This window comes from Mesorhizobium sp. WSM3859, from assembly GCF_002295065.1.
Taxonomy (GTDB): Bacteria; Pseudomonadota; Alphaproteobacteria; order Rhizobiales; family Rhizobiaceae; genus Mesorhizobium.
On the sequence record NZ_NSGG01000010.1, the window covers coordinates 1 to 26015 of the forward strand.

The window sequence follows — 26015 nt, forward strand, 5'->3', positions numbered from 1 at the left end:
GCGCGAGCCACCACGAAAACGCAAGTTTCAAGCCATGCCAAAGCTATCTTAGCGCATATGCCCTCAAGGGGGAGATTAGCAGTTTCGGCGCCGCCCTCATCCTACGACGTTAGTGACTGGCGAAAGCGGCGGCGATAGCTGATCTCCCCCCTTGCGGGGGAGATGTCCGGCAGGACAGAGGGGGGTGTGACGGATCTCGGCGCTTATTGTGCAGAGCGCTCCTACGCCGCCGCCATAATCTCCGCATAGGTGCTGAAATCGACATTGCCGCCGGACAGCACGACGGCAACAGTTTTGCCGGCGAGGTCGATCTCGCCGGAGGAGAGCGCGGCAAGGGCGACGCAGCCGCCCGGTTCGACCACCAGCTTGAGATGGGCCATGGCGTCGCGCATCGCCTGGGCGACGGCCTCGTCGGAGACGGCTATGGCGCCGGCGAGATTGCGGCGGTTGATCTCGAAGGTGATCAGGCCCGGCTCCGCGGTGAGGATCGCGTCGCAGATCGAGCTGTGGCCGGGTTCGTTCGCGACCCTTTCGCCCTTGGCCAGCGAGCGGCGCGTGTCGTCGAAGTGCTCCGGCTCGACCGCCCAGACTTGGGTGTTCGGCGAGGCGTCCTTGACCGCGACGGAAATGCCGCTCGACAGGCCGCCGCCGCCGCAAGGCACGACGACGGCGTCGAGCGTCACGCCCAGCGCCTTCGCCTGCCGCATCAATTCCAGCCCGATCGTGCCCTGGCCAGCGATGATGGCCGGATCGTCGAAGGGCGGCACCAGCGCCATGCCCTGTTCGATATAGGGGCGCACGACCGTCATGCGGTCATCCTTGAAGCGGTCGAACGGCACCACCTCGGCGCCCATCCTGCGGACATTGCCGATTTTCATCGCCGGCGCGTCGGCCGGCATGGCGATCACCGCCTTGACGCCGAATATCGCGGCCGACGCCGCCACCCCCTGCGCATGGTTGCCGGAGGAGAAGGCGACGACGCCGCGGCTGCGCTCTTCCTCGCTGAGCGACGACAATTTGTTATAGGCGCCGCGGATCTTGAAGGAACCGGTGCGCTGCAGCGTCTCCGGCTTGAACAGGATGCGCACGCCATGGCGCTTGTTGAGCTCGGGCGATTCGATCAGCGGCGTTTCGACGATCAGGCCGGAAAGCCGCGCGGCGGCGGCGCGGATGTCGGAGATGCCGGGCAGGGTGGTCATGGTGTGCCTCGTGATCTGAGCGCGTCTATGTGCACGCAAACCGAGGCGGCGCGCGAACGAAAAAATGTGATGGAGACAAGGTTGGTTGGCAGTTTTGGAAGTTGGCGTTCCTTCGCGCCCCCCTCTGTCCTGCCGGACATCTCCCCCACATGGGGGGAGATCAGACGTCACGCCGGCTTTCGCCAATCTCCCAGGTCGCAAGAATGGGCGGGCGCCGAAACAGCTAATCTCCCCCCTCGTGGGGGAGATGGCCGGCAGGCCAGAGAGGGGTGCTGTCCCGCCGACATATCAGCCGTTCAATGCTCAGCACGCTTGCAAGTTGCTGGCTCCTCCAGGTTTTCCGGAAAGGCTGGCGTTCCTTCACACCCCCCTCTGTCCTGCCGGACATCTCCCCCGCAAGGGGGGAGATTGGCAGCTTCCGCGCCGGCGCCATTCGCAGCAAAGGCCATGCTAGCGATTTTGCCGTGAGAACCTCCTCTGATCCTCCAACGAACCGCCCCCTACCCCAGCAGCGTCGGTGCCCGCTTCTTGCCGCCGAGGTTGCGCCAGGTGTTGAAACGGTGGGTGGCGGCGGCGAAGGATATCTTCATCTGCTGGGAAACCGTGTAGCGCGACTTGCCTTCGTCGAACATGCGGTAGCAGCACTCAGCGCCTTCCTCGGTCAGCTTGCCGTCCGGCGTCTTGTTGTGCGGGTTGGCCGGATCGAATTTCTCGAGCTGTTCTTCGACCAGGCCCTTCAGGCGCTGCAGGTCGGCCTCGATGCTGGCGATGAGATCGAGCACCGGTTTGGCGTCGAATGCGTGCGGCGGTTTCTTCTCCGTCATTGCGTTGGTCTCCTTCGATTTCGGCTGTCGCGTCTATATAGGCTAACATTCGGCAATAATGAAGGGCCGGTCCGATCACGCCCGGTCATCCATTTTCGCGCGCGGCCCGTGGCGTTCGCAATTGACGTTGGGCGCTTGAAACCATAGTTTAGAATTATTCTAAACTAGAGTGATCCCATCATGCTTTCCCGTGTTTTCGGCTTCGGCCGCCGTTCCTTCGATTCGCTGTCGGAGCAGGAAATCCTGGCGCTGGCGATCTCCTCCGAGGAGGATGACGGGCGCATCTACCGCGCCTATGCCGATGGCCTGGCGCAGGACTTTCCGCAATCGGCCAAGGTGTTCGAGGCGATGGCCGAGGAGGAGGACGGCCATCGCGACTCGCTGATCGAGCTTCACCGCAAGCGCTTCGGCGACCGCATTCCGTTGATCCGGCGCGAGCATGTGAGGGGCTATTACGAGCGCAAGCCGGACTGGCTGGTGCGGCCGCTCGGCATCGAGCATGTGCGCCGGCAGGCCGAGGATATGGAGCGGCAGGCCTACCGCTTCTATGTCGAGGCCGCCAAGCGCACCACCGACGCCTCGACGCGCAAATTGCTCGACGATCTCGCTTTGGCCGAGCAAGGCCATGAGAGTTCGGCGCATGAACTGGAGCAGGAGCATGTTCCGGGCGAGGTCAAGGCCGAGGAAGCGAGCGCCGAGCAGCGCCAGTTCATCCTCACCTATGTTCAGCCGGGGCTGGCCGGACTGATGGACGGCTCGGTCTCGACGCTGGCGCCGATCTTCGCTGCCGCTTTCGCAACCCATGCGACATTCCAGACTTTCCTTGTCGGCCTCGCCGCCTCGATCGGCGCCGGCATCTCGATGGGCTTCACCGAAGTGGCCTCCGACGACGGCAAGCTTTCGGGGCGCGGTTCGCCGATCAAGCGCGGCTTGACCGTCGGCATCATGACGACGCTGGGCGGGCTCGGCCACGCGCTGCCCTACCTCATCCCCCATTTCTGGACGGCCACGATCGTCGCCGCGGTGGTTGTGTTTTTCGAGCTCTGGGCGATCGCCTTCATCCAGAACCGCTACATGCAGACGCCGTTCTGGCGCGCCGCCTTCCAGGTGGTGCTGGGCGGCGCGCTGGTGTTCGGGGCGGGGGTGCTGATCGGGAACGCGTAGGCGCCGCGTCCTACTGCGTCAGCACGGTTTGCGACGGGCGCTGGTTATAGTCGCACTTGCCGGTGGTAGTGTAGAAGAAGTCGGCGTTGCTGACATCGGCGGGCACCGGGTTGCCGCCGTCTTCCCAGGCCTGGTAGCCGGTCTGGCCGCAGGGCACCGCGGTGAAGATGTTGACGGTCTGGCCGGTCGCCACCTCCGGCATGTTGGTGTCGCTGGCGCCGATATAGAGCCGGTTCGAGGTGGAGGGATCGTTCGACTTCAGCACCTTCGGATTGCCTGACGGCACATCCATCTCGAGATAGAGCTGGTCCATCTGGCTGACGTCGATCACAGCGCCGGCGCTATTGGCGGGACTGAACGTGCTGGTGCAGGTGGTGTTGAAGTAGATCGTCTTGCCGGTTCTCTTGTCATAGGTGCTGCCGGGGATAGATCCGGCCGGCGGGTTGCTGAAAGCGCTGGTCGAGCCGGTCGTGTTGCATGTCTGCCGCTGGACCTGCGTCTGCGTGCTGCCGTTCACCGTGGAGACGGTGGTGGTTCCGTAGCCCTTCGGCTCGCTCACCGTATAGCTGGTGTTGCCCACCTTGTAGGTATAGTTGAAGGGAACGTAGGTGTAGTCGATCTTCATCAGGTTCTGGGCGCTCGCCTGGGCGAACTTGTTGCCGTAGAGATACATGGTCTTGTTCCAGTAGCCTGACACCTTCGTCACCTTGAAGGTGGACTGCACCAGTGCCGGCGTCTTGCGCACCGCGGAGGCGACGCCGACCTGCACCGTGTTGATGCGGGCGATCTGCATGAAGTTGGTCGGCATCGGATAGCTGGCCGTGGCGCCGAAGGTCGCCGAGCCGTCGGCGGCGACATTGACGCTGGTGAGCGTCGCCGTGCCTTGCCCGCTATTGGCCACATAGGCCTGTTGCAGCGACGTCTGCCGGTCGGCAAAAGCCGTGGTGGTGGGCAGCGTGGTGATCGAGATGATCGCGGCGTCGAGCGCGTTCTGCATGTCGCTGCGGGTCGTCACCGCCGAGGTGTAGTCGACCGAAAAGCCGACTGCCGTCACCAGCGGGATCGTCAGCAGTACCATCATCGGCATGATCGAGCCGTCGCGGCTGGCGAGGAAGCGCCTCGCCGCTCCGGCCACCCCGGCCGGGCTGAACTTTCGGACTGAACTGGGCATGCTTAAGGCCTTCATCATCGCGGCATCGAGCCGGTTTACCATCCGGGCGCGGAGCATGCCCTAAAGCGGTGCACGAATGTTTAAGCGCATTTGAATGTTTTGGGAGCGGGGCGCCATCTTCCCTTCCCCCCTTGTGGGGGAAGGTGGCCGCGCAGCGGCCGGATGAGGGGTGCTCCAGGGAATGCAGACCTCTCACTCCGCTGGAACACCCCTCATCCGTCTCGGCGCTGGCGCGCCGAGCCACCTTCTCCCACAAGGGGAGAAGGAAAAGAGGCTACGCTTGCCCCTCAACCCCGCCCCTGCTAAAGCGCGCCGCATGACGACGCCCCTCGACCACATCCGCAATTTCTCCATCGTCGCCCATATCGACCATGGCAAATCCACGCTTGCCGACCGGCTGATCCAGCTCACCGGCGCGCTGGAGGAGCGCGACATGAAGGAGCAGGTGCTGGACTCGATGGATATCGAGCGCGAGCGCGGCATCACCATCAAGGCCCAGACCGTGAGGCTCAACTACCGCGCCAGGAACGGCGAGGACTATGTGCTGAACCTCATCGACACCCCCGGCCATGTCGACTTCGCCTATGAGGTGTCGCGTTCGCTCGCCGCCTGCGAGGGCTCGCTCTTGGTGGTCGACGCCAGCCAGGGCGTCGAGGCGCAGACGCTGGCGAACGTCTACCAGGCCATCGACAACAACCACGAGATCGTCGTGGTGCTGAACAAGGTCGACCTGCCGGCGGCCGAGCCCGAGCGCATCCGCGAGCAGGTGGAGGAGGTGATCGGCCTCGACGCCTCCAATGCCGTGCTGATCTCGGCCAAGACCGGCCTTGGCGTGCCGGACGTGCTGGAGGCGATCGTCCACCAGCTGCCGCCGCCGCGCGAGGGCGACATCGCGGCGCCCTTGAAGGCGATGCTGGTCGACTCCTGGTACGACGCCTATCTCGGCGTCATCGTGCTGGTCCGCATCATCGACGGCGTGATGAAGAAGGGCCAGACCATCCGCATGATGGGCACCGGCGCGAAATATCTCGTCGAGCGTACCGGCGTGTTCAAGCCGGCCCGCGTCAATGTCGACGAGCTCGGCCCCGGCGAGTTCGGCTTCTTCACCGGCTCGATCAAGGAAGTGGCCGACACCCGCGTCGGCGATACCATCACCGAGGACCGCCGCCCGACGCAAAAGGCGCTGCCCGGCTTCAAGCCGGCGCAGCCGGTGGTGTTCTGCGGCCTGTTCCCGGTCGACGCCGCCGATTTCGAGGATCTGCGCGCCGCCGTCGGCAAGCTTCGCCTCAACGACGCGTCCTTCTCCTATGAAATGGAAACCTCCGCCGCGCTCGGCTTCGGCTATCGCTGCGGCTTCCTCGGCCTGTTGCATCTGGAGATCATCCAGGAGCGGCTGGAGCGCGAGTTCAACCTCGACCTCATCGCCACCGCGCCTTCCGTCGTCTACCGGCTGCTCCTGAACGACGGCACGGTGAAGGAACTGCACAACCCGGCCGACATGCCCGACGTGGTGAAAATCTCGGCGATCGAGGAGCCGTGGATCCGCGCCACCATCCTCACCCCTGACGACTATCTCGGCGGCATCCTAAAACTCTGCCAGGACAGGCGCGGCATCCAGGCCGATCTTTCCTACGTGGGAAAACGCGCCATGCTCACCTACGACCTGCCGCTCAACGAGGTCGTCTTCGATTTCTACGATCGCCTGAAGTCGATCTCCAAGGGCTACGCCTCCTTCGACTATCATTTGACCGACTATCGCGAGGGCGACCTGGTGAAGATGTCGATCCTGGTCAACGAGGAGCCGGTCGACGCGCTCTCCATGCTGGTGCACCGCACGGCAGCCGAAAAGCGCGGCCGCGCCATGTGCGAGAAGCTGAAGGAGCTGATCCCGCACCATCTGTTCAAGATCCCGATCCAGGCCGCGATCGGCGGCAAGGTCATCGCTCGCGAAACCATCTCGGCGCTGCGCAAGGACGTCACCGCCAAATGCTACGGCGGCGACGTGACCCGCAAGCGCAAGCTGCTCGACAAGCAGAAAGAGGGCAAGAAGCGGATGCGGCAGTTCGGCAAGGTGGATATCCCGCAGGAGGCGTTTATCCAGGCGCTGAAGATGGGGGATTGAGAGAGAAACGTGTTCCTGTTATGTTCTGGGTGAAATGAGCTACGACGCCCGCGAAATCGCCAACGTCTTTCTGGATATGGCTGAAGTCAAAGGCCATCGCCTGACGTCTATGGCGTTGCTGAAGATTCTCTACTTCGCGCACGCCTGGCATCTGGCAAAATATAAGGAGCCGCTGGTAGGCCAGAAGTTCGAAGCCTGGAAGCATGGCCCCGTCAATAGGGTCGTTTATGATCAAATCAAGCGATTTGGAGCGGGGCCGATCACAGAACGCTTGCAGAAGTTGGATGTTTCGACTGGCGCTTTTATAGAAGCGAAAGCCGCAATTTACGGAGACCGACTCGTATTTCTGGAGAACGTATTCGCCTATTATTCTGAGTTCCACCCATACAAGCTATCAGATCTAACACACGAGAAAGGCACGCCTTGGGATATCGTGTGGAATGCCGCTGAAAAGAACGCGGTCCCGGGCATGTTGATCCCTGACAAACTGATTCTTGAATGGTTTGAAAAAACCGGAGGAAGGCTCTATCGTTCGGGAGAACAAGGAGCGAACACATGATTCCCCTTACCAATCCCCCGCTTGTCGAAATCCTGCGAGCCGACACTACGAACGTACAGACTGCAGTGCGGTCGCTGCTAGAGTTTTACAACCCGATAGATGGCGGCAAATTCAACTATTTGCGCGCTGTGAAGGCTGTACGGAAAGCATACAAAGGGCTTCATCGGATAGAGCAACTTTTGGCCGCGCCCCTCTCTGTCCAAGAGCGTGTCGGCTACAAGCCCAATCAGGATGTTATCGCTCTCGCAAGCCCTTTGGCGTTTGGTCGAAAGACTCAAGTTTTCGATCTAAACGGCCGCCGCTTTCCTTTCGCTCGGGATAGGTTCGCAACGTATAGAATACCATTCTTCTTCACTGAGGGTGGCGTTGTTAAGCTTTATTTTCTTCAATACAGAAAATCTTTCTTGCTTTCGGAAGATGTCTACTGCGGTATGCTTACGGTGCACAGGAGGTTTCTCCTGGAGCAAGAGTTTTATGGCGAAACCTGCGACGTCGAATACGTTGACTGCTCGTCGGACGAAGAGGGTGGCTCACGAAATCGTAAGACGTATTCTTCGGCGAGTTTGGACATGTGGTCAGAGGAGCGGCTTAGAGATCAACTCGGCATAGTGGCGTCCGCCATGGATGAGATTGAAAAGCGCGATCTGAAAGTGAAACGGATCAGACCACTTCGAGATGCGGAACTGCCACTGTTTGATTGAGAGGCAAGGCCCCTCTCACTCGGTCGAATGAGTTTGTCTCGCCGTGCGAGACGCGCAACGGCCTTCATAACAATTTCATTGGCAAATCCGGCGGGCATCGCGCATGCTTGCCAGAGTGATTTGCGTTTGCCAGTTGGGCGATAGGCGCAGGAGGTATCTATGACTGAGGCACTGAAAAAACTGATTGAAGCCACCAAAACGCTTGATCAGTCAAAGACCGACAAGGAACAGCAACGCCGAAGCTTTGCTTATGGAAACACGAAGTTTGAAAACGAGAGGATAACTCGTGAGATGATCGATAAGCAGGCCGAGCTTTTGAGCAAGAACCTAAAAAGGTAGTTAGCGGCCAAAGGTAATTTATTGTGACTGATTCCGTTCAACGCCACAGCAGGGCTTTTGAAGCTGATCTAATATCAGATCCGGAGCTTAAGGCAGAGGCGGAGGCAAGAAACGGCCTAAAGCAGTATGACTATGGCATTCAGACCGTTCATCAGGCGTTAGAGCGTGGCAACTTCAAGCTTAGGCCCTCCTTGATCCTTGCTCTGCAGCGAGAGGCATTAGCAGGCATCAGTGCCTACGCAGGCAATTTTCGGCCAGCGGGTGTAGAAATAGTTGGCAGCAAGCACAAGCCAGCCGAAGCGCATCTCGTTCCAGAATTGATTGAAGATCTCTGTGACTACGTGAACGAAAATTGGGAGAAAGCAACGGCTATCCATCTGGCGGCCTACATAATGTGGCGGCTTAATTGGGTGCACCCTTTCGCGGATGGAAACGGCAGGACATCGCGCATACTGTCTTACGTCGTATTATGTATCAAAGCGGAGACCGTGTTTCCAGGAACACCAACTATTCCGGAACAAATCGTAGAGAATAGAAATCCATACTTCGATGCGCTGGACGAAGCCGATGCTGCATCCAAGGAAGGGCGTATTGATCTTTCTCGTATGGAGGAATTGCTGTCTGGAATGCTGGCGCGTCAACTAACAAACGCCTATGAGAAAGCCGGCGGCCGAGCTTAGAGTCGCTGGTTCGCAGTCTCCTTTGGACTGTCCCTCTGCCTTCCGCTTTTCGGGCTCCCTGTTTGGCCTTTTGGGCCGCCCCACCTCGTTGTATCCTGCTCCCCGGCTTGGGGAGACACCACATGCGCTCCACCTCAGACACTATCTCCGCGATCGGTCTCGCCATCGGCGGCGTTGGGCATGGCGGGCACGTTCGTTGGCAGCGATGCGCTGCGCGAGACGCTGTGGACCATCGACGGCGTGGGCGTCGTCGTCGCGGCGGCACTCCTCACCATGAAATACCAGCGGCTCGGCAATGATCTCGTCGCGGCCGGCTTCCTCACCTTCCTTGCCGGCGAAAGCCTGCTTCTGGCCGGCAATGCGGCGGGGTTGCAGGCGAGCGTGCCTTCCTATGCCGGCGGCATTGCGCTCTGGGCGGCGGGGCTGGTGATGGTCAGCGCGCAGGCCACTTTCGCGCTGTGGATGCGGCTCACGGCTTTCGTCGCCGCCGCGCTCTTCACCGTCTCGGTCCTGATGATCCTTTGGGGCGCGCCGCTGCTGCCCACCTCGTCGCCGCTGCCGGCGCTCGGCTATCCGTTCCTGGTGCTTACCTTCATCGGCTGGATCTGGACTCTGCTGAAAGCGGAGCGTTGAGTGCCAAGGCCATGGCCGCGCCGCTCGAACTCCGCAACAGCCCGTCGGGAAAGATTTTTCCGGCGCTCGGACCGTTCCTGATCGGCGGCGTCTTCGGTTTCGGCGCGCTGCAGGGCGTGGCCTCGGGCGCGGATGGCGGGCATGTGCTGTGGATCACGCTGCTCGGCGCCGCCTGTCTCGCGCTCGGCGCCTTCATCGCCCGCGGCGCCTTCGACACTTCGGTCAAGGTGATCCTTGACCAGCGCGGTTTCCGCGATAGCCGCGCCGGCGACGTGCTGGTGCCGTGGAGCAAGGTGCGGAGCGTGCGCCTTGCCGCCGGCGGCAAGGGCGCGGCGATGCTCAATTTCGAGCTCACCGGGGAGCCGCCCGACGCGATCAAATATTCCTCCGCCAACGCCTTCGGCCTGATGCCCTTCGGCAGGAACACCGTGCATATGGAGATCTCCTCGCTCGACGTGCGCGGCCAAGACCTTGTGGATGCGGTGAAGAAATTTGCGCCGCATGCGGTGGTAAGGCGCTGATTCTTCCTTCCCCCCTTGTGGGGGAAGGTGGCCGCGAAGCGGTCGGATGAGGGGTGTCCCAGCGGAGTGAGCGTTGGCGATGCACACATCTGTAGCGAACGCCCTTGCCAAGCTGGAGCACCCCTCATCCGTCTCGGCGCTGCGCGCCGATCCACCGCCCGGCCCTTCGCAGGCTCAGCGCTTTCGTCGCTCGGAAAGCCAAGCAATTGGCTTCCCGTCCGCTACGCGGACCGCTCCTCAACCCCCACAAGGGGGAAGGGGAGGTCGCGCCTCGCCTCCACCCATGCTCTACTCCCGTCGGGGACACTCGCCATGATTCGCGCTCTGCTCGCCTTCCTTCTCCTCGCCACGCCAGCCTTCGCCGCCGACATGTCCGTCTTCGTGCGCAACCAGCGTTCCGACGGCGTCGCGCTGGAGCTGTTCAGCCGCGACAGCCAGAAAGTCTGGCCGGGCGGCGACAAGGTCTTTCTCATCCGGCCGAAGACGCGAAAATCCGTGCCGATCTCCTGCGAGCCCGGCGAGCATATCTGCTGGGGCGCCTGGGTGGAGGGCGACGACCAGGTCTCCGCCGGCGTCGGCCCCGACAACGACCAGCCCTGCGACACCTGCTGCTTCATCTGCACCGAGCATTCGACCGAGACGGTGGACCTGGCGGAGTAGGGCTCTTCCCTTCTCCCCTTGTGGGAGAAGGTGGATCGGCGCGAAGCGCCGAGACGGATGAGGGGTGCTCCAGCGGAGTGCGACGCCGGATGTTCAAGTCCACCACATTGGCTAATCTTCCACCATGCCGCACCAACCCGTAACCCCGGCCAAACGCAATTTCGCCCGGTCTATGCGCCGTGAGCCGACAGAAGCGGAAGACCGCTTGTGGCAAGAATTGCGCGGCCGGCGACTCGAAAATATCAAGTTCAAGCGGCAGGTGCCGATTGGTCGTTTTGTGGCGGACTTCCTCTGTGCCGAGGCAAAACTCATCGTCGAAATCGACGGCAGCCAGCATGCGGAGTCGCGCCATGACCAGGAGCGCGACGCCGCATTGAAGGTGAGGGGCTTTCGCGTGCTGCGGTTCTGGAACGATGATGTGCTGAAGGAACTGGATGCGGTGTGCGATACGATTATCGCTTATGTGCGGGACGAGAGTCTGCAGCCTTGGCGGTAGTGGTGCATCGGCTTCTTTGCCAAGCTGGAGCACCCCTCATCCGTCTCGGCGCTGCGCGCCGAGCCACCTTCTCCAACAGGGGGGGAAGGGGAAGTCGCGCCAAATTCCCTCAGCTATTTTCCTCCCCACCCCTTGGCATCGCCCCACGCCATGCCATCATCCACCCATCGGCCGTGGGGGCCGATTCTATCTCGGGGGTTCTCATGTCCATTCTTTCCGCGCGCCGCGTTGCCGCTGCGCTTTCGCTTGCCGTCCTCATCGCGCCCGCCGCCCGTGCCGGCGACGTCACCTTCCAGATCAAGAACAGCCATCCCAACGCCATGCGCGTCGAACTCTACAGCCAGGACCGCGACTATGTCTGGCCGGGCGACGGCAAGGATTTCTATCTCGATGACGGCGAGACCAAGCAATTGCCGATCTCCTGCAACGAGGGCGAGAAGATCTGCTACGGCGCCTGGGTCGACGGCGATGAAAGCACCTATTGGGGCGTCGGCCCCAACAACCAGGAAACCTGCGAGGACTGCTGCTACACCTGCAGCGGCGGGCAAACGGAGGAGATCGACCTGGAGGAGTGAGCGCCTCTTCCCCTTCTCCCCTTGTGGGAGAAGGTGGATCGGCGCGATAGCGCCGAGACGGATGAGGGGTGTTCCAGCGGAGTGAGACGCCGGCTGTTCAAGTCCACAACATTGGCTAATCTCGCGCCATGCCGCATCAACCCGTCACCCCGGCCAAACGCAAATTCGCCCGGTCGATGCGCCGTGAGCCGACAGAGGCGGAAGACCGCCTGTGGCACGAACTGCGCGGCCGGCGACTCGACAATATCAAGTTCAAGCGGCAGGTGCCGATAGGCAGGTTCGTCGCGGATTTCGTCTGCGCCGAGGCTCGGCTCATTGTTGAAATCGATGGCAGCCAGCATGCGGAGTCGCGCCATGACCAGGAGCGCGATGCGGAATTGAAGGCCAGGGGATTTCGCGTGCTGCGGTTCTGGAATGACGACATCCTGAGAGAACTGGATGCGGTCTGCGACACCATTATCGCTTATGTGCGGGACGAGAGTCTGCAGCCCTGGCGGTAGCGAGGCTCAGGCGCTTTGGCCAAGCTGGAGCACCCCTCATCCGTCTCGGCGCTGCGCGCCGAGCCACCTTCTCCCACAAGGGGAGAAGGGGGAGCTTGTCGCTTGACGCCCCTCGCACCTGCGCCCTAAGCCTTGTCTCCACCCCAACAGGAGACCCACCCAAATGGCAGGCACGGTCGAAGGCGAGAAGATCGACGTTTCCTTCAGAGGCAAGCGCTGCATCCATTCGCGCAATTGCGTGCTCGGCAACCCGCATGTCTTCGTGCCCAATGCGCCGGGCGAGTGGATCCATCCGGAGGCGGCCAGTGTCGAGCAGGTGGTGGCGCTGGCGCAGAACTGCCCATCGGGCGCGATCACCTATCATCGCAAGGATGGCGGGCCGCAGGAAAAGCCGCCGGTGGTCAACACGGTGCGCGTCCGCGAAAACGGCCCGCTGGCGGTGCATGCCGAGATCGTGCTGGGTGACGAGACGTTCTTCCGCGCCACGCTCTGCCGCTGCGGCGCCTCGCAGAACAAGCCGTTCTGCGACAACAGCCACATCAAGGCCGGTTTTTCCGCCACCGGCGAGCCGCCGCTGAAGGAAGCGCAGGTGCTGGAGGCGCGGGATGGCCCGCTGACGGTGACGCCCACCGTCAACGGCCCGCTCAAGGTCGAAGGCAATGCCGAGCTCGTCACCGGCACGGGGCATACCATCGCGCGCACCACCAAGGTATTCCTCTGCCGCTGCGGGCATTCGGCGAACAAGCCGTTTTGTGACGGGAGCCATAAAAGGGTGGGGTTTGTGGGGTAGTTAGTTGCGAAGGCCGGCGCGAGGCCCCCCTCTCTGCCCTGCCGGGCATCTCCCCCTCAAGGGGGGAGATTGGCAGCTTCGGCGCCGGCACTCTCCTTGCAACGTTGGCGATTGGCGAAAGCGGCGGCGACATCTGATCTCCCCCCTTGAGGGGGAGATGGCCGGCAGGCCAGAGAGGGGGGCCTCGCGCCGACGTCTCACAACTTGGGTTCCTCGCCCCCGCCAGAGGCGGGGGCGAGGTGTCCGCGAAGCGGACGGAGAGGGGGCCTTCGTAGGGCGCTCCCCTCTCCGTCTCGGCTTTGCCGAGCCACCTCTCCCCACTTCGTGTCACTTCGTGGGGCGAGGAACTTGCGCCCCTTGGCCCACCCCTCTCTTCTTTATCCGCCAGCCCGTATCGGCTAAGGGCTTCGCGACAAAGCCCTTGACCCCGGACTGCCCACTCATGACCGCCAAGCCTCACCCCCTCTTCCTCGGCATCGACACCGGCGGCACCTACACCGATGCGGTGCTGTGGTCGGAGGAGGGCGGGCCTAAGGGAAAAGTTCTGGCCAAGGCGAAGTCGCTGACGACGCGCCACGATCTCGCCGTCGGCATTTCCGGCGCCGTCGACGCGGTGCTTCAGGAATCCGGCACCGACCCGGCCGCCATCAAGCTCGTCTCGATGTCGACGACTTTGGCCACCAACGCGCTGGTCGAGGGCCAGGGCGGACGCGTGGCGCTGGTCATGATCGGCTTTTCCGAGGCAGACCTTGCCCGCGACGGGCTGAAGACGGCGCTCGGCACCGACCCGGTGGTGTTCTGCCCCGGCGGCCATGACGTGCACGGCAATGCCGCCAAGCTCGACCTGTCCGGGCTCAAGGCGGCGCTGCCGGAACTGGGGGGCTCGGTGTCGGGCTTCGCCGTCTGCGCCTATTTCGCCACCCGCAACCCGGCGCATGAGCTAAGCGCGCGGAACCTCATTCGCGACATCACGGGCCTGCCCGTCACCGCCAGCCACGAGCTTTCGGCCAAGCTCGGCGGTCCGCGCCGCGCGCTGACAACGCTGCTCAACGCAAGGCTGATCTCGATGATCGACCGGCTGGTCGCCGCGACCGAAGGGTTTCTCACTAAGCGCGGCATCGCGGCGCCCCTGATGGTGGTGCGCGGCGACGGCGCGCTGGTGTCGGCGGCCTTCGCCCGCCAGCGGCCGATCGAGACCATCCTGTCCGGCCCGGCTGCCTCACTTGTCGGCGCCCGCCACATGACCGGGCTGGACGACGCCATGGTGTCCGATATCGGCGGCACCACGACCGACGTCGCCGTGCTCGATGGCGGCCGCCCGCGCCTCGATCCGGAAGGCGCGACCGTCGGCGGCTTCCGCACCATGGTCGAGGCGGTCGCCATGCGCACCTTCGGCCTTGGCGGCGACTCGGAAGTGGCGCTGGAGGACGGCGCGCTCGATCCAAAAATCCTGCTCGGGCCGCGCCGACTTGTGCCGCTGGCGCTGGCGGGCATGGTGCATGGCGAGGCGGTGACGTCGGAGCTGGAGCGCCAGCTGCGCGCGCCGAATCCCGGCCGCATGGACGGGCGCTTTGCCCTGCGCACCGGCGTGCCGGATCGGCTCGCCGCCGGCCTGACCGCGCCGGAAGCGAAGCTTTACGAGGCGATCGGCACTGTCCCGCTGGCGCTCGACAGGCTGCTCTCGTCGAATGCGCAGAACGCCACGCTGAACCGACTGGTCGCGCGCGGCCTCGTCCACATCTCAGGCTTCACGCCGTCCGACGCCGCCCATGTGCTGGGCAAGCAGGCCAACTGGGACGCCGCCACCGCCCGCCTCGGCGCCGAGCTTTTCGCCCGCCGCCGCGACGGCCGCGGCCAGGCGATCGCCGCGACGCCGGAAGCGATCGCCGAGCGCGTGCTGGTCACGCTCACCCGCTGGTCCGCCGAATACATCCTCGAAACCGCCTTCGCCGAGGACGGCCTGGACGGCGCCGCGACCGTGGCGCACGCGCTGGTGCAGCGCGCGGTCGATGGCCATCCCGGCATCGCCCGCTTCACCGTCGCGCTCGACCGTCCGGTCATCGGCCTCGGCGCCTCGGCGCCGCTGCATTATGCCGGCCTGCCGCCGCTGATCGGCAATGGCTGCATCGTCCCGGAAGACACCGACGTCGCCAACGCGCTCGGCGCCGTGGTCGGCCAGGTGCGCGTCTCGGCCGAAGCCCGCGTCAGCCAGCCCAAGGAAGGCCTGTTCCGCCTCGCCTCCGGCCAGACGGTGCGCGACTTCACCGACGAGGCCAAGGCGATCGAGGCGGCTGAAGCGGACGTGCGGGCGATCGCCGCCGAGCGTGCGAAGGACGCCGGCACCGACAGCGCCGAGATCGACATCGCCACCGAGTTCAAGGTCTCGACCATCGAGGGCCAGCGCATGTTCATCGAAGCGCATGTGGTCGCGGTGGCGTCGGGACGGCCGCGGATTGCGGTGTAGCGCGACTTCCCCCTTCCCCCCTTGTGGGGGAAGGTGTCGCCGAAGGCGACGGATGAGGGGTGCTCCAGGGAAAGCCAGCGTCTCACTCCGCTGGAACACCCCTCATCCGTCTCGGCGCTACGCGCCGATCCACCTTCTCCCACAAGGGGAGAAGGAGAAAGCCGCCGCCTCCCTACATCCTAAGCTGAATTGACCCTCGGCCCCCAAACATGCCAAAGCCCCCGGCAAGCCTACCTATCTGGAGACGTGCAGATGACCGACCGCATCGAGATCGCCGGGTTGCGGATTGCCCGGGAGCTCCATGACTTCGTGGCCGAGGAGGCCGCGCCGGGCACCGGCATCGACCCGGAAAAGTTCTGGCAAGGCTTTTCCGTCATCGTCCACGACCTCGCGCCGAAAAACCGGGCGCTGCTCGCCAAGCGCGACGCCATGCAGGAAAAGCTCGACGGCTGGTATCGCGAAAACGGCGCGCCGATCGACATAGAGCCCTACAAAAACTTCCTGAAGGAGATCGGCTACCTGGTGCCGGAAGGGCCGGCCTTCAGCGTCTGGACCGAGCATGTCGATCCCGAGATCGCCGTCGTCGCCGGGCCGCAGCTCGTCGTGCCGGTGATGAATGCGCGCTATGCGCTCAACGCCGCCAACGCCCGCTGGGGCTCGCTCTATGACGCGCTCTACGGCACCGACGCCATTCCCGAGACGGGAGGCTCCGAGAAGGGCAAGGGTTTCAACCCCGCGCGTGGCACGAAAGTCATCACTTGGGCGAAGGATTTCCTCGACCAGTCCGTGCCGCTGACCACCGGCAAATGGGCCGGCGTCAACGGGCTATCGGTGGCGAACGGCGCGCTGAAGGCGGGCGAGGGCGCCGGCGCCACCACGCTCGCCGACCCGAAGCAGTTCGCCGGCTATCGCGGCGATGCCGAGAATCCGGAAGCCGTGCTCCTGGTCAAGAACGGCCTGCATATCGAGATCGTGATCGACCACGCCAACCAGATCGGCAGGACCGATCCGGCCGGCATCGCCGACGTCATCCTGGAATCGGCCTTGACCACCATCCAGGACTGCGAGGATTCGGTCGCCGCCGTCGATGCCGAGGACAAGGTCGTCGTCTACCGCAACTGGTTCGGCCTGATGAAGGGCGATCTCGCCGAGGAGATCACCAAGGGCGGCAAGACCTTTGTCCGCAAGCTCAATCCCGACCGCCGCTACACCGCACCCAATGGCGGCCAGCTTCTGCTGCCGGGGCGCTCGCTGATGCTGGTGCGCAATGTCGGCCACCTGATGACCAATCCGGCGATCACCGACCGCGAGGGCCATGAGGTGCCGGAAGGCATCATGGATGCCGCCATCACCGCGCTGATCGCGTTGCATGATGTCGGCGAGAACGGCCGCCGCGCCAATTCCCGCGCCGGCTCGATGTATGTGGTGAAGCCGAAGATGCACGGGCCGGAAGAGGTCGCCTTCGCGGTGGAGATCTTCGACCGCGTCGAGGCGCTGCTCGGCATGGCGAAGAACACCATCAAGATGGGCATCATGGACGAGGAGCGGCGCACCACCGTCAACCTCAAGGAAGCAATCCGCGTCGCGAAGGAACGCGTGGTGTTCATCAACACCGGCTTCCTCGACCGCACCGGCGACGAGATCCACACCTCGATGGAAGCCGGCCCGATGATCCGCAAGGGCGACATGAAGCAGGCCGCCTGGATCTCCGCCTACGAGGCCTGGAATGTCGATACGGGCCTGGAATGCGGGCTCGCCGGCCATGCCCAGATCGGCAAGGGCATGTGGGCGATGCCGGATCTGATGGCGGCGATGCTGGTTGAGAAGATCGCCCATCCCAAGGCCGGCGCCAACACCGCCTGGGTGCCGTCGCCGACGGCGGCGACGCTGCACGCCACGCACTATCACAAGGTCGACGTGCACGCAGTCCAAGCGGCGCTGAAGAGCCGGCCGAAGGCGAAGCTCGAGGACATATTGTCGGTGCCGGTCGCCGTGCGGCCGAACTGGACGCCGGACGAGATCCAGCGCGAGCTCGACAACAACGCGCAGGGCATCCTGGGCTATGTCGTGCGCTGGATCGACCAGGGCGTCGGCTGTTCGAAAGTGCCCGATATCAACGATGTCGGCCTGATGGAGGACCGCGCCACGCTGCGCATCTCCTCGCAGCACATCGCCAACTGGCTGCGCCACAAGGTGTGCTCGGAAATCCAGGTCAGGGATTCGCTGCAGCGCATGGCCGCGATCGTCGACCGCCAGAATGTCGGAGACCCGCTCTACCGGCCAATGGCGCCCGACTTCGACAATTCGATCGCCTTTCAGGCCGCCTGCGACCTGGTGTTCAAGGGCACGAGCCAGCCTAACGGCTATACCGAGCCGGTGCTGCATGCACGGCGACTGGAGCTGAAGGCGAAGGGCTGAACGCATCGGATCGAAGCGGGTCGTGTCAAACCGGCCATCTTGGGTGCATCGATCCTCTTTCGTCGGTCGGCGCCGCCCCTCATCCGCCTGCCGGCACCTTCTCCCCGTAAAGTGACGGGGAGAAGGAAGATGACCGCAACCTCGGCGCTCTTTCTGAGGCGCTGGAGATTGGCGAAACCATCGGCGAGGGCCTTTCTTCCCGTCACTATACGGGGAGAAATGCCCGGCAGGGCAATGAGGGGCGGCGCTGCGTGTGGTCGATTTGCAAACCACACCGAAGCCCACGAATGAGATGTCGAGCTGATTGGCGATGGGGCGCGCCCGGCCTGGTTTGCGGGCCGCCGGCAGCGGCACCCTCAAGCGCCCGGGACCTCCCGCGACAGGAACACATCCGTGTGCCTGACATGCGCCGGGGTGTCGCGAAAGGGCGCGCAGGGCCTGAAGCCGAATGCCTCGTACACGGTGATCGCGCTTTCCATATAGAAGGTCGTGTGGATCAGCACCGTGCGGGCCGGGCCTTTGTCGATCTCCGCCAGAACCGCGCCCATCAGCGCGCGGCCTATGCCTTGCCCCCGGAAAGCGGCGTCGACGAAGAACCTGTGAAGTTCCACCATGCCCTCGCCGAACGGATCGAAGGCGAGGCAGCCCGCCGGCAGGCCTCCGGATCTTGCGATGAACGCCATCGCATCCGGCGCGCCGAACTGCGCGGCCAGCTGCGGGCCACTTGTTTCGGGATGGAACAGAGCCCTCAGATCCGCGGCCGAAACGCCATGCGGTGCCGAAGCGTCGACATCCCATTGCGCGAGCCTGCGGCAGAGCCCTGCCAGTGTCTCGAAATCTTCGGCGCTGCGCGCCGGCAGAACTGAAATCATCCCCATGCCCCCGACCAGATCCGCGCCACCGTATCACGGGCGACCTTCGGGCGCGAAACGGCCTTTGCCCAGGGCAAGCAAGTGCGCGCCGATCACATAAATGAGATGTCGAGGTGATCGCCGGCACCTTGACGACCCGCCATCTACCTACTAGTTGGTAGGTAATCCAAACGAGAGAACTCATTATGTCTGCACAAATGAATGATCAAAGCCTGTCTTCAAACGCATGGCTCAAAAGCTACTATTACCTGCGGTTTGCCGTATCGGCGGCCTGGGTCGCGCTGGCCTTCACCGTCGCGAAAGACAGTCCACCACTCGCCGCGGTCATGCTTGTCGCCTATCCCCTGTGGGACGCGCTTGCGAACTATCTCGATGCGCGGCGCAGCGGCGGGCTCGGCCCCAACAGGTCACAACTGCTCAACTTCGTCGTCAGCATCGTCACCGCGATCGCGGTCGCCATCGCGCTTGGCCACAGCATGAAGGCGGTGCTCACGGTCTACGGCGTCTGGGCCGTTTTCTCCGGCGTGTTTCAGCTCCTGACGGCGGCCCGTCGCTGGAAGACCAACGGCGCCCAGTGGGCGATGATCCTGAGCGGCGCCCAATCGGCGCTGGCCGGTCTCTTCTTCGTCAAGATGGCAGGCGGCACCGAGGCCATCGGCATCGCCAACGTCGCGCCCTATGCCGCTTTCGGCGCCTTCTATTTCCTGGTGTCCGCCGTGTGGCTTTCGGTGAGCGATATGCTTCGCAAGTCGCCGCAGGCCGCGCGTTGAGATTTCTTCCGCCGGAGGTTAGAGCAATTCCAGGAAAAGTGTGCGCGGTTAGGCTCGGGGTCTTCGCCGGAGCCTTCCGTCAGGAATTGCGTCAAAACAAGGAGATAGAGCGTTTCGCCGTTTCTGTGAAACGGTGAAACGCTCTAGGCATGTCCATGAACAAGCCTTCGAACACCGCCGATGACATCCTGGCCGCCGCGCGACGCTTCATCGTCGCCGGCGGCTATAACGGGTTCAGCTACGCCGATATCGCCGAGGTGGTCGGTATCCGCAAGGCGAGCATCCATCATCATTTCCCGAGCAAGGTCGATCTCGTGCAGACCCTGGTGAGGCGCTACCTCGAGGATGCAGTGACGGGCATGACGGAGCTCGAGCGCAATGTGCCTGAACCGCCCGAGCTGCTGCGAACCTATGCCGGCTTCTGGGCCCAGTGCATCGAGGACGCGAGCAGGCCGTTTTGCGTATGCGCGTTGCTGGCGAGCGAGCTTCCGGTCCTGCCGCCGGAAGTTGCCGTGGAAGTGCGGGCCTATTTCCAGTTTCTGTCGGGCTGGCTGACAGGCGTGATCGAGCGCGGCGCCGAGCTGGGAACATTGACGATCGCCGCTCCGCCGCGCGTCGAGGCCGAGGCCTTCATGGCGACCGTGCACGGGGCGATGCTTTCCGCGCGGGCGTATGGCGACGTCCTGACCTTCGGCATGATCCTTGCGCCGACCCTGCAGAAGCTGATCCCGGCAACCGATTGACGTGAAATCGGTCAGGGCGGACCCGGCGTGGCTGCGAACGCCTTCCGACTCACGCCGCCTGCGCCATCCGCTCGGCACTCATGCGATAGGAAATCGCTTCGGCGAGATGGATGCGGCCGACGGTCTCGCTGGCGTCGAGGTCGGCCAGCGTGCGCGCCACTTTCAGCACCCGGTGATAGGCCCGCGCCGAAAAGGCGAGCTTCTCGCTGGCGTCCTTGAGCAGCGTCAGGCCGGCGCCATCGGGCCTGGCGATCTCCTCGATGATCGAAGGCGGGCAGTGCGCGTTGGTGGTGGCGCCCGCGCCCAGTTTTTCGAGCCGTTCGCGCTGCATGGCCCGCGCCCGCGCCACGCGCTGCGCCACCGAAGCACTCGTCTCGGCCTTGTCCGGCCGGATCAGGTCGCTCGCCGAGACCGCCGGCACTTCTATCCGAAGGTCGATGCGGTCGAGCAGCGGGCCGGAGATGCGCGCCTGGTATTCGGTGCGGCAGCGGTCGCCGCGCAGGCAGCGATAGCCGGGCTCGCCCGACATGCCGCAGCGGCACGGATTCATCGCCGCCACCAGCTGGATGCGCGCCGGATAGGTGACGCGATGGTTGGCGCGCGCGATCATGCAGTCGCCCGTCTCCAGCGGCTGGCGCAGCGCATCGAGCGTCTGCGGCGTGAACTCCGGAAACTCGTCGAGGAACAGCACGCCATGATGGGCAAGCGACACCTCGCCCGGCCGTACCCTCAGGCCGCCGCCGACCATCGCCGCCATCGAGGCCGAGTGGTGCGGGGCGCGGAACGGCCGCCGGTCGGTGAGCTTGCCCTCGCCGAGCTCGCCGGCGACGGACGCGATCATCGAGACCTCGAGCAGCTCCTTGGGCGCCAGCGGCGGCAGGATCGAGGGCAGCCTTTGCGCCAGCATCGACTTGCCTGAGCCCGGCGGTCCTACCATCAGGAGGTTGTGGCCGCCTGCCGCCGCGACCTCCACCGCCCGCTTGGCGCTTTCCTGGCCCTTGATGTCGGCGAGGTCCGGCAGGTCGCGCGCGGCGAGCTGGATGCCGGCTTCGGGCCGCGACAGCACCTGCGTGCCGCGGAAATGGTTGGCGACGGCGATCAGGCTGCGCGGCGCCAATATGTCGAAATCCTTGCCGGCCCAGGCCGCCTCCGGCCCGCAGGCGAAGGGGCAGATCAGGCCCTTGCCTTCGGCATTGGCGCCGATCGCCGCCGGCAGCGCGCCGGCCACGCCGGCGATCGTGCCGTCGAGCGACAATTCGCCCAGAACCACATAGCCGGCGAGCATATCGCCGGGGATGGCGCCCAGCGCCGCCATCAGGCCGAGCGCGATCGGCAGGTCGTAATGGCTGCCTTCCTTGGGCAGGTCGGCCGGCGCGAGGTTCACCGTCACCTTCTTCGACGGCATCGACAGGCCGGATGCATGCAGCGCCGCCTGCACGCGCTCGCGGCTCTCGGCCACCGCCTTGTCCGGCAGGCCGACGATCTGCATGCCAACCTTGCCCGGCCCGACCATCACCTGGACATCGACCGGCAAGGCCTCGATGCCCTGGAAAGCGACCGTGCGAACCCGCGCCACCATTTGTCCAACACCCCCGGCCTCAACGCGCCCGCATCCACCATCGGGCCGCGAGCGCGTGCAGTCCAGACAACCATAGATTTTCAAAACACGCAAGAACATTACAGGAACATCTATCCACGAAGATGATGGATTTCGGCCAAGGCTCCTTCTGAAGGCCGATGCGCCGCCCTCGGCGACGAGCACTTGAATGCGGTTTTCCGGTGGGCGCCATTCGGTTAAGGTGCGACGGACGCAAAATCGGACCTGGAGAGGCCACGGGGGAATTCGATATGCGCACCGGCTGGCGCGCTATGGGGAGAGCTAAGGCGGATACGGCTCTCTGCGAACTGCGGCAATGTCGATCATCTACTCCCGGAAACGCGTACTCCCCCAGGGTCAGCTGGTGGCGACTCGTTGCTGTTCTTGACTCGTGAAACCGTATGCCTGGCCCGCTGCCGGTTTGCAGGTTTCCCGGGAAGCGTAACCAAGATTCGCCGGATGGCCCGGCGGCAAGCGTGGCCAGCATCCTCGTACTAAGGTCCCCCGATTGAAGGAGAATGGCAAGTCATGGAAACTGCCCAACTGCGATACAATTGGACTGACTCCGACGTCTACGAGGCTTTCATGGGGCGCTGGAGTGAAGAACTGGCAGGGCCATTTCTCGCCCCATGTCAATGTCGCTCCAGGCGACCGCGTACTCGATGTGGCCTGCGGGACAGGTGTGTTGACGAAAGCATTGGCCGAGGCTGGCGCGCATGTGATCGGTGTTGATGCGTCGGAGGGATACTTGGAAGGAGCCCGCCTTCGTCGATCCCACCCCAATATCGCATATGAACACGGCGATGTCCGGTACATGCGGTTCGACGACAACGTATTCGATGCGGCTGTTTGCTCGCTGGCCCTGGACGTTATCCCGGAAATTGAACAGGTAGTTGCAGAGATGAAGCGCGTGACGCGTCCGGGGGGCGTGGTCGCATCGGCTGTAACTCAGTTCTATGGCGGCATGCCTGCATTCGATCTCGTGTACAACATTGGCGCCGTGCTTGAGGCCGAGGTGGCTAAGGTAAGGTCCATGCGGGCGGGGCGGACGCAATTCTGGCCCAACGGTCAGGCGGCGTTGTGGCGGAAGGTCGGCCTCGCCGACGTTGCCGAGGTTCCGGTCGTTGTGGATTGCGAGTATCAGTCCTTCGCGGATTACTGGGCCACGTTCACCGACGGCCCAGGCAGCGTCACAGGCATGTTGATGGCACTTTCGGATGACGCTCGCAGTTCGATCGAGCAGCATGTTCGTGCCGGATATCTGGTTGGCCTACCAGACGGACCCCGGTCATTTCCGATGCTGTTCCGTGTGGTGCGTGGCCGGGTTCCTGCCTGATCCTGGAGGGCGATGGGGCAGCGAGGGTAGAATAGCCGCGTGCTCTCGACCTGTCGAAAGGCGAGCACTCCCTCCGGCAATCCGGGGCTGTTGCCGTCTAAAGCATGTCTCCCGAAGGTGGGAACCGGTTCCGGGATAAAGATATGCGTAAAATAAAAGACCTAAAGCGCATGGAGCGAATCCGAAGGATCGCGACGCGCTTTAAGCGGTGGGGAAGGCATCGACCCTACCTGAAAGCGATCGATCGATTGCGATGTGGGGTGGAAGCCACTCCATGACAGGATATCGGAAAGGCCAAGGCATGGCGATCCGGCGCGAAGACCCGCTTTCCAGAAAAATCTCATTTACAAGGTCTATGAACCGCCGGCGGCCTCGTTCAATCCGTTTCAAAGTTTGCGAACGAATATAAGTCCGCGGGATTCGTCGCTCCTTCAGCGCTAGGACAGCCTCCGCGATGGATCGAGGATCGGGTGGAACTGTAAGCGAATAATCGCCATCCAGATAAAGGTCTCGGCCACCACGGTTCGGGGTCGAGACAACAGGTAGCCCCGCGAGAAGATATTCTGTGCTGGCGAACATTGGTCCCTCCATTTCAGAGAGACAAATTCCCACGGCTGCACGATTTAGATGCATGTTCACATGAGCCGGCGCCAATCGGACAGGCTTGCCGGTGCTGTCAAACTCGTTGATGAACACGTGACCCGGCGCGAGCTCCCTGTGCCATTTATTCGCGCCCTTTCCGACTCCGTCGTGGATGACCCGATTGAATCACGATAAAAGACAAATGCGCAACGCTCGATGCCAAGGGACAAGTCGTGGCGTTTCCACGAAGCCAGTTGCGCATTGTAGATTGCATCAAATTCTACAGGGACGTCCTCGAGGGGCCTGAATATGTGTTCGGAGGTTGCTGAAGTCTTGTTGTGCAGGACGGCGGCCTCACCGGACCGATTCAAGAGATCAGCCTCGGCTTGTGTGTTGGATAGGAAGATTAGCGAGTGACGGGGGTTCCGAACCCTATGCAGAACGGCATAGGTCCGGATCATTTTGACGCTGGAATTGTTTTCGATGGACCAGGTCGGCGAGATGAGAAACCAGGCACGGTGGCTGCGTGGAAGGAAAGGCATATGACTTGCCAATCCGAGGGGCGTAGCAGACATTCCCGAATAGGATATGAACGGATCGTCCGACAGCAAACTTGCCTGAAGAGCAGCTTGCGACTTCGCGGAAGGGTGCCCTTCCCGGAGATAGCGGCGATGACGCAACATTGCCCTGACAATCTCGGATACGGTAGCAGGGCGATACCCGTGCTGTAGAGTCAGCATGCGGCAATCACGCGGCCGACTTCGGCCGCTTCCCCTCCACGCAATCCCAGAACAGGCTGGCGATATCCGCGCCGCCGAAACGCTGCACTTCGCGCACGCCCGTCGGCGAGGTGACGTTGATCTCGGTCATGTAGTCGCCGATCACGTCGATGCCGACCAGGATGAAGCCGCGTTCCCTGAGCGCCGGTCCGATGCGGGCGCAGATCTCGCGCTCGCGCTCCGTCAGCTCGGTTTTTTCGGCGCGGCCGCCGACATGCATGTTGGAGCGCGAATCGTGCTCGGCCGGCACGCGGTTGATGGCGCCCACCGGCTCGCCGTCGATCAGGATGATGCGCTTGTCGCCCTTGCGCACGTCCTTGAGATAGCGCTGCACGATATAGGGCTCGCGGAACAGCTGGCCGAACATCTCGAGCAGCGAGGCAAGATTGCGGTCGGCCTCGTGCAGATGGAAGATGCCGGCGCCGCCATTGCCGTAGAGCGGCTTGACGATGATGTCGCCGAACTCCTTGCGGAAGGCCGCCACCTCTTGAGGATCCTTGGTGATCAGCGTCTCCGGCATCAGGTCGGGGAATTCGGTGACGAAGATCTTTTCCGGGCTGTTGCGCACCCAGGCCGGGTCGTTGACCACCAGCGTCTTCGGATGGATGCGCTCCAATATGTGCGTGGTGGTGATGTAGTTCATGTCGAAGGGCGGATCCTGCCTGAGCAGCACCACGTCCATCTCGGAGAGATCGGTGCGCACCTTCTCGCCCAGCGAATAGTGGTTGCCCTTCTCGTCGCGCACCTGCATCTCCTCGACGCGCGCGAACACCTTGCCGTCCCGCATCGATAGCTGGTCGGGTGTGTAGTGGAAAAGCTTGTGGCCGCGTCGCTGCGCCTCCAGCGACAGCGCGAAGCTGGTGTCGCCTGCGATCGACACGGTGGAGACATGGTCCATCTGGACGGCGATCTTCAGCGGCATTTTTCCTCTCCGGGGAAACTCAGCCGTCGATATAGGGAAATCGGCGGCTCCTGCCAATCGTGCTCGCTTGGTGCAGACGCTCAGAGACCGTTTCGAAACTCGCTCTGGCGAGTCATATGGTGGTGATTTCGAGAACCGGAGCGGAGCGAACATTTGGGTCCGTGAGCACCGGAAGCGCAGAAAACGCCACCAGATGGCCGCCGGAGTAGAATTCCAAACGGTATCAGCGGTCGAAGACCAGCCTTGAATATCCAACGAATGACAGCGTCATGGCGACGATCGAGGCGATGGCGAGCGCCGCCAGCGGCGGCAGGGCCGGCAATGCAAAGAGCAGCGCGCAGTAGACCAGGTAATTGACGATGCTGGTGGCGATGCCGACGCTGCCATAGCGCGCGCCTTCCTGGGCGATGCCACGGCTCGACGGCGCGAAGGTCATATTGCGGTTGATCTGCCAGCTGACGCAGAGCGCGAAGCCGATCGACAGCACGCGCGCCGCGAGCGCACCGAGCGGCGTGGTGGCAAGCAGCAGCCACAGCGCCGCCGCGTCGGCGGCGAAGCCGATACCGCCGGCAAGAGCGAAGCGGAAGAGGCGGCCCAC

At 63.4% G+C, this 26015-nt stretch carries 25 protein-coding genes; 18 read left to right on the top strand and 7 right to left on the bottom strand.

The features are described from left to right. Nucleotides 1-221: 221 nt before the first annotated feature. Both CK230_RS20525 and CK230_RS20535 read right to left on the bottom strand, forming a co-directional pair. Nucleotides 222-1199 carry a threonine/serine dehydratase gene (locus CK230_RS20525; protein ID WP_095818977.1) on the bottom strand — a complete coding sequence of 326 codons (978 nt, stop codon included), beginning with the start codon at nucleotides 1197-1199 and terminating at the stop codon, nucleotides 222-224. 500 nt (nucleotides 1200-1699) lie between these two features. Further along, nucleotides 1700-2023 (bottom strand): hypothetical protein, encoded by a 324-nt coding sequence (locus tag CK230_RS20535; protein ID WP_095818979.1) that lies wholly within the window; start codon nucleotides 2021-2023, stop codon nucleotides 1700-1702. A 180-nt stretch (nucleotides 2024-2203) separates the two neighbouring features. Between CK230_RS20535 and mbfA the strand changes: the two genes are divergently transcribed. Further along, the gene (gene mbfA, locus CK230_RS20540) at nucleotides 2204-3187 is read left to right on the top strand and encodes an iron exporter MbfA (protein WP_095818980.1); all 984 of its coding nucleotides are present in this window, start codon (nucleotides 2204-2206) and stop codon (nucleotides 3185-3187) included. A gap of 10 nt (nucleotides 3188-3197) precedes the next feature. Here mbfA and CK230_RS20545 read toward each other — a convergent pair whose 3' ends face one another. Continuing rightward, entirely contained in the window at nucleotides 3198-4358 is a 1161-nt protein-coding gene (locus tag CK230_RS20545) for a TadE/TadG family type IV pilus assembly protein (RefSeq protein WP_095819168.1), read from the bottom strand. A 316-nt stretch (nucleotides 4359-4674) separates the two neighbouring features. Between CK230_RS20545 and lepA the strand changes: the two genes are divergently transcribed. The 14 genes from lepA (at nucleotide 4675) to CK230_RS20620 (ending at nucleotide 17816) form a co-directional block, all read left to right on the top strand. After that, the gene (gene lepA / locus CK230_RS20550; protein WP_095818981.1) at nucleotides 4675-6480 is read left to right on the top strand and encodes a translation elongation factor 4; all 1806 of its coding nucleotides are present in this window, start codon (nucleotides 4675-4677) and stop codon (nucleotides 6478-6480) included. Between the two features lie 34 nt (nucleotides 6481-6514). Further along, complete coding sequence (locus CK230_RS20555) at nucleotides 6515-7039, top strand: type II toxin-antitoxin system antitoxin SocA domain-containing protein (RefSeq protein WP_095818982.1); 525 nt, start codon at nucleotides 6515-6517, stop codon at nucleotides 7037-7039. Further along, complete coding sequence (locus CK230_RS20560; RefSeq protein ID WP_095818983.1) at nucleotides 7036-7740, top strand: hypothetical protein; 705 nt, start codon at nucleotides 7036-7038, stop codon at nucleotides 7738-7740. The genes CK230_RS20555 and CK230_RS20560 overlap by 4 nt, the downstream gene beginning before the upstream one ends. Before the next feature lie 159 nt (nucleotides 7741-7899). Beyond that, entirely contained in the window at nucleotides 7900-8079 is a 180-nt protein-coding gene (locus tag CK230_RS20565; RefSeq protein ID WP_095818984.1) for a hypothetical protein, read from the top strand. Between the two features lie 23 nt (nucleotides 8080-8102). Next, nucleotides 8103-8759: a Fic family protein gene (locus tag CK230_RS20570; RefSeq protein WP_095818985.1), complete on the top strand. Its 657-nt coding sequence runs from the start codon at nucleotides 8103-8105 to the stop codon at nucleotides 8757-8759. A 180-nt stretch (nucleotides 8760-8939) separates the two neighbouring features. Next, nucleotides 8940-9392, top strand: coding sequence for a hypothetical protein (locus CK230_RS33160; RefSeq protein ID WP_245429993.1), 453 nt, complete (start codon nucleotides 8940-8942; stop codon nucleotides 9390-9392). Next, on the top strand, nucleotides 9389-9913 hold the full coding sequence (locus CK230_RS20580; protein ID WP_095818986.1) for a hypothetical protein: 525 nt from the start codon (nucleotides 9389-9391) through the stop codon (nucleotides 9911-9913). The genes CK230_RS33160 and CK230_RS20580 overlap by 4 nt, the downstream gene beginning before the upstream one ends. A 312-nt stretch (nucleotides 9914-10225) precedes the next feature. Further along, nucleotides 10226-10573 (top strand): hypothetical protein, encoded by a 348-nt coding sequence (locus tag CK230_RS20585; RefSeq protein ID WP_095818987.1) that lies wholly within the window; start codon nucleotides 10226-10228, stop codon nucleotides 10571-10573. A 124-nt stretch (nucleotides 10574-10697) separates the two neighbouring features. Then, on the top strand, nucleotides 10698-11069 hold the full coding sequence (locus tag CK230_RS20590; protein ID WP_095818988.1) for a DUF559 domain-containing protein: 372 nt from the start codon (nucleotides 10698-10700) through the stop codon (nucleotides 11067-11069). Nucleotides 11070-11272: 203 nt separating this feature from the next. Further along, nucleotides 11273-11644 (top strand): hypothetical protein, encoded by a 372-nt coding sequence (locus tag CK230_RS20595; protein ID WP_095818989.1) that lies wholly within the window; start codon nucleotides 11273-11275, stop codon nucleotides 11642-11644. Nucleotides 11645-11772: 128 nt separating this feature from the next. Then, nucleotides 11773-12144 (top strand): endonuclease domain-containing protein, encoded by a 372-nt coding sequence (locus tag CK230_RS20600; protein WP_095818990.1) that lies wholly within the window; start codon nucleotides 11773-11775, stop codon nucleotides 12142-12144. A 163-nt stretch (nucleotides 12145-12307) separates the two neighbouring features. Beyond that, nucleotides 12308-12934, top strand: a complete 627-nt coding sequence (locus CK230_RS20605; protein ID WP_095818991.1) for a CDGSH iron-sulfur domain-containing protein — start codon at nucleotides 12308-12310, stop codon at nucleotides 12932-12934. A gap of 442 nt (nucleotides 12935-13376) precedes the next feature. Beyond that, nucleotides 13377-15398 (top strand): hydantoinase/oxoprolinase family protein, encoded by a 2022-nt coding sequence (locus tag CK230_RS20615; RefSeq protein WP_095818992.1) that lies wholly within the window; start codon nucleotides 13377-13379, stop codon nucleotides 15396-15398. 252 nt (nucleotides 15399-15650) lie between these two features. Then, nucleotides 15651-17816 (top strand): malate synthase G, encoded by a 2166-nt coding sequence (locus CK230_RS20620; RefSeq protein WP_095818993.1) that lies wholly within the window; start codon nucleotides 15651-15653, stop codon nucleotides 17814-17816. 356 nt (nucleotides 17817-18172) lie between these two features. Here CK230_RS20620 and CK230_RS20625 read toward each other — a convergent pair whose 3' ends face one another. After that, the gene (locus CK230_RS20625; protein WP_095818994.1) at nucleotides 18173-18688 is read right to left on the bottom strand and encodes a GNAT family N-acetyltransferase; all 516 of its coding nucleotides are present in this window, start codon (nucleotides 18686-18688) and stop codon (nucleotides 18173-18175) included. Between the two features lie 185 nt (nucleotides 18689-18873). On the opposite strand from CK230_RS20625, the gene CK230_RS20630 reads away from it, so the two are divergent. Then, nucleotides 18874-19458, top strand: a complete 585-nt coding sequence (locus tag CK230_RS20630; protein ID WP_095818995.1) for a DUF308 domain-containing protein — start codon at nucleotides 18874-18876, stop codon at nucleotides 19456-19458. Between the two features lie 155 nt (nucleotides 19459-19613). Continuing rightward, nucleotides 19614-20201 carry a TetR/AcrR family transcriptional regulator gene (locus tag CK230_RS20635; RefSeq protein ID WP_095819170.1) on the top strand — a complete coding sequence of 196 codons (588 nt, stop codon included), beginning with the start codon at nucleotides 19614-19616 and terminating at the stop codon, nucleotides 20199-20201. Nucleotides 20202-20250: 49 nt separating this feature from the next. Here the strand turns inward: CK230_RS20635 and CK230_RS20640 are convergent, their stop codons facing one another. Continuing rightward, nucleotides 20251-21780 carry a YifB family Mg chelatase-like AAA ATPase gene (locus CK230_RS20640; protein WP_095818996.1) on the bottom strand — a complete coding sequence of 510 codons (1530 nt, stop codon included), beginning with the start codon at nucleotides 21778-21780 and terminating at the stop codon, nucleotides 20251-20253. Nucleotides 21781-22396: 616 nt separating this feature from the next. Here CK230_RS20640 and CK230_RS20645 point away from each other — a divergent pair. Next, complete coding sequence (locus CK230_RS20645) at nucleotides 22397-23134, top strand: class I SAM-dependent methyltransferase (protein ID WP_245429994.1); 738 nt, start codon at nucleotides 22397-22399, stop codon at nucleotides 23132-23134. A 1329-nt stretch (nucleotides 23135-24463) separates the two neighbouring features. Here the strand turns inward: CK230_RS20645 and gshB are convergent. Both gshB and CK230_RS20655 read right to left on the bottom strand, forming a co-directional pair. Next, the gene (gshB, locus tag CK230_RS20650; protein WP_095818997.1) at nucleotides 24464-25417 is read right to left on the bottom strand and encodes a glutathione synthase; all 954 of its coding nucleotides are present in this window, start codon (nucleotides 25415-25417) and stop codon (nucleotides 24464-24466) included. Nucleotides 25418-25640: 223 nt separating this feature from the next. After that, nucleotides 25641-26015, bottom strand: a complete 375-nt coding sequence (locus CK230_RS20655) for a GtrA family protein (protein ID WP_095818998.1) — start codon at nucleotides 26013-26015, stop codon at nucleotides 25641-25643.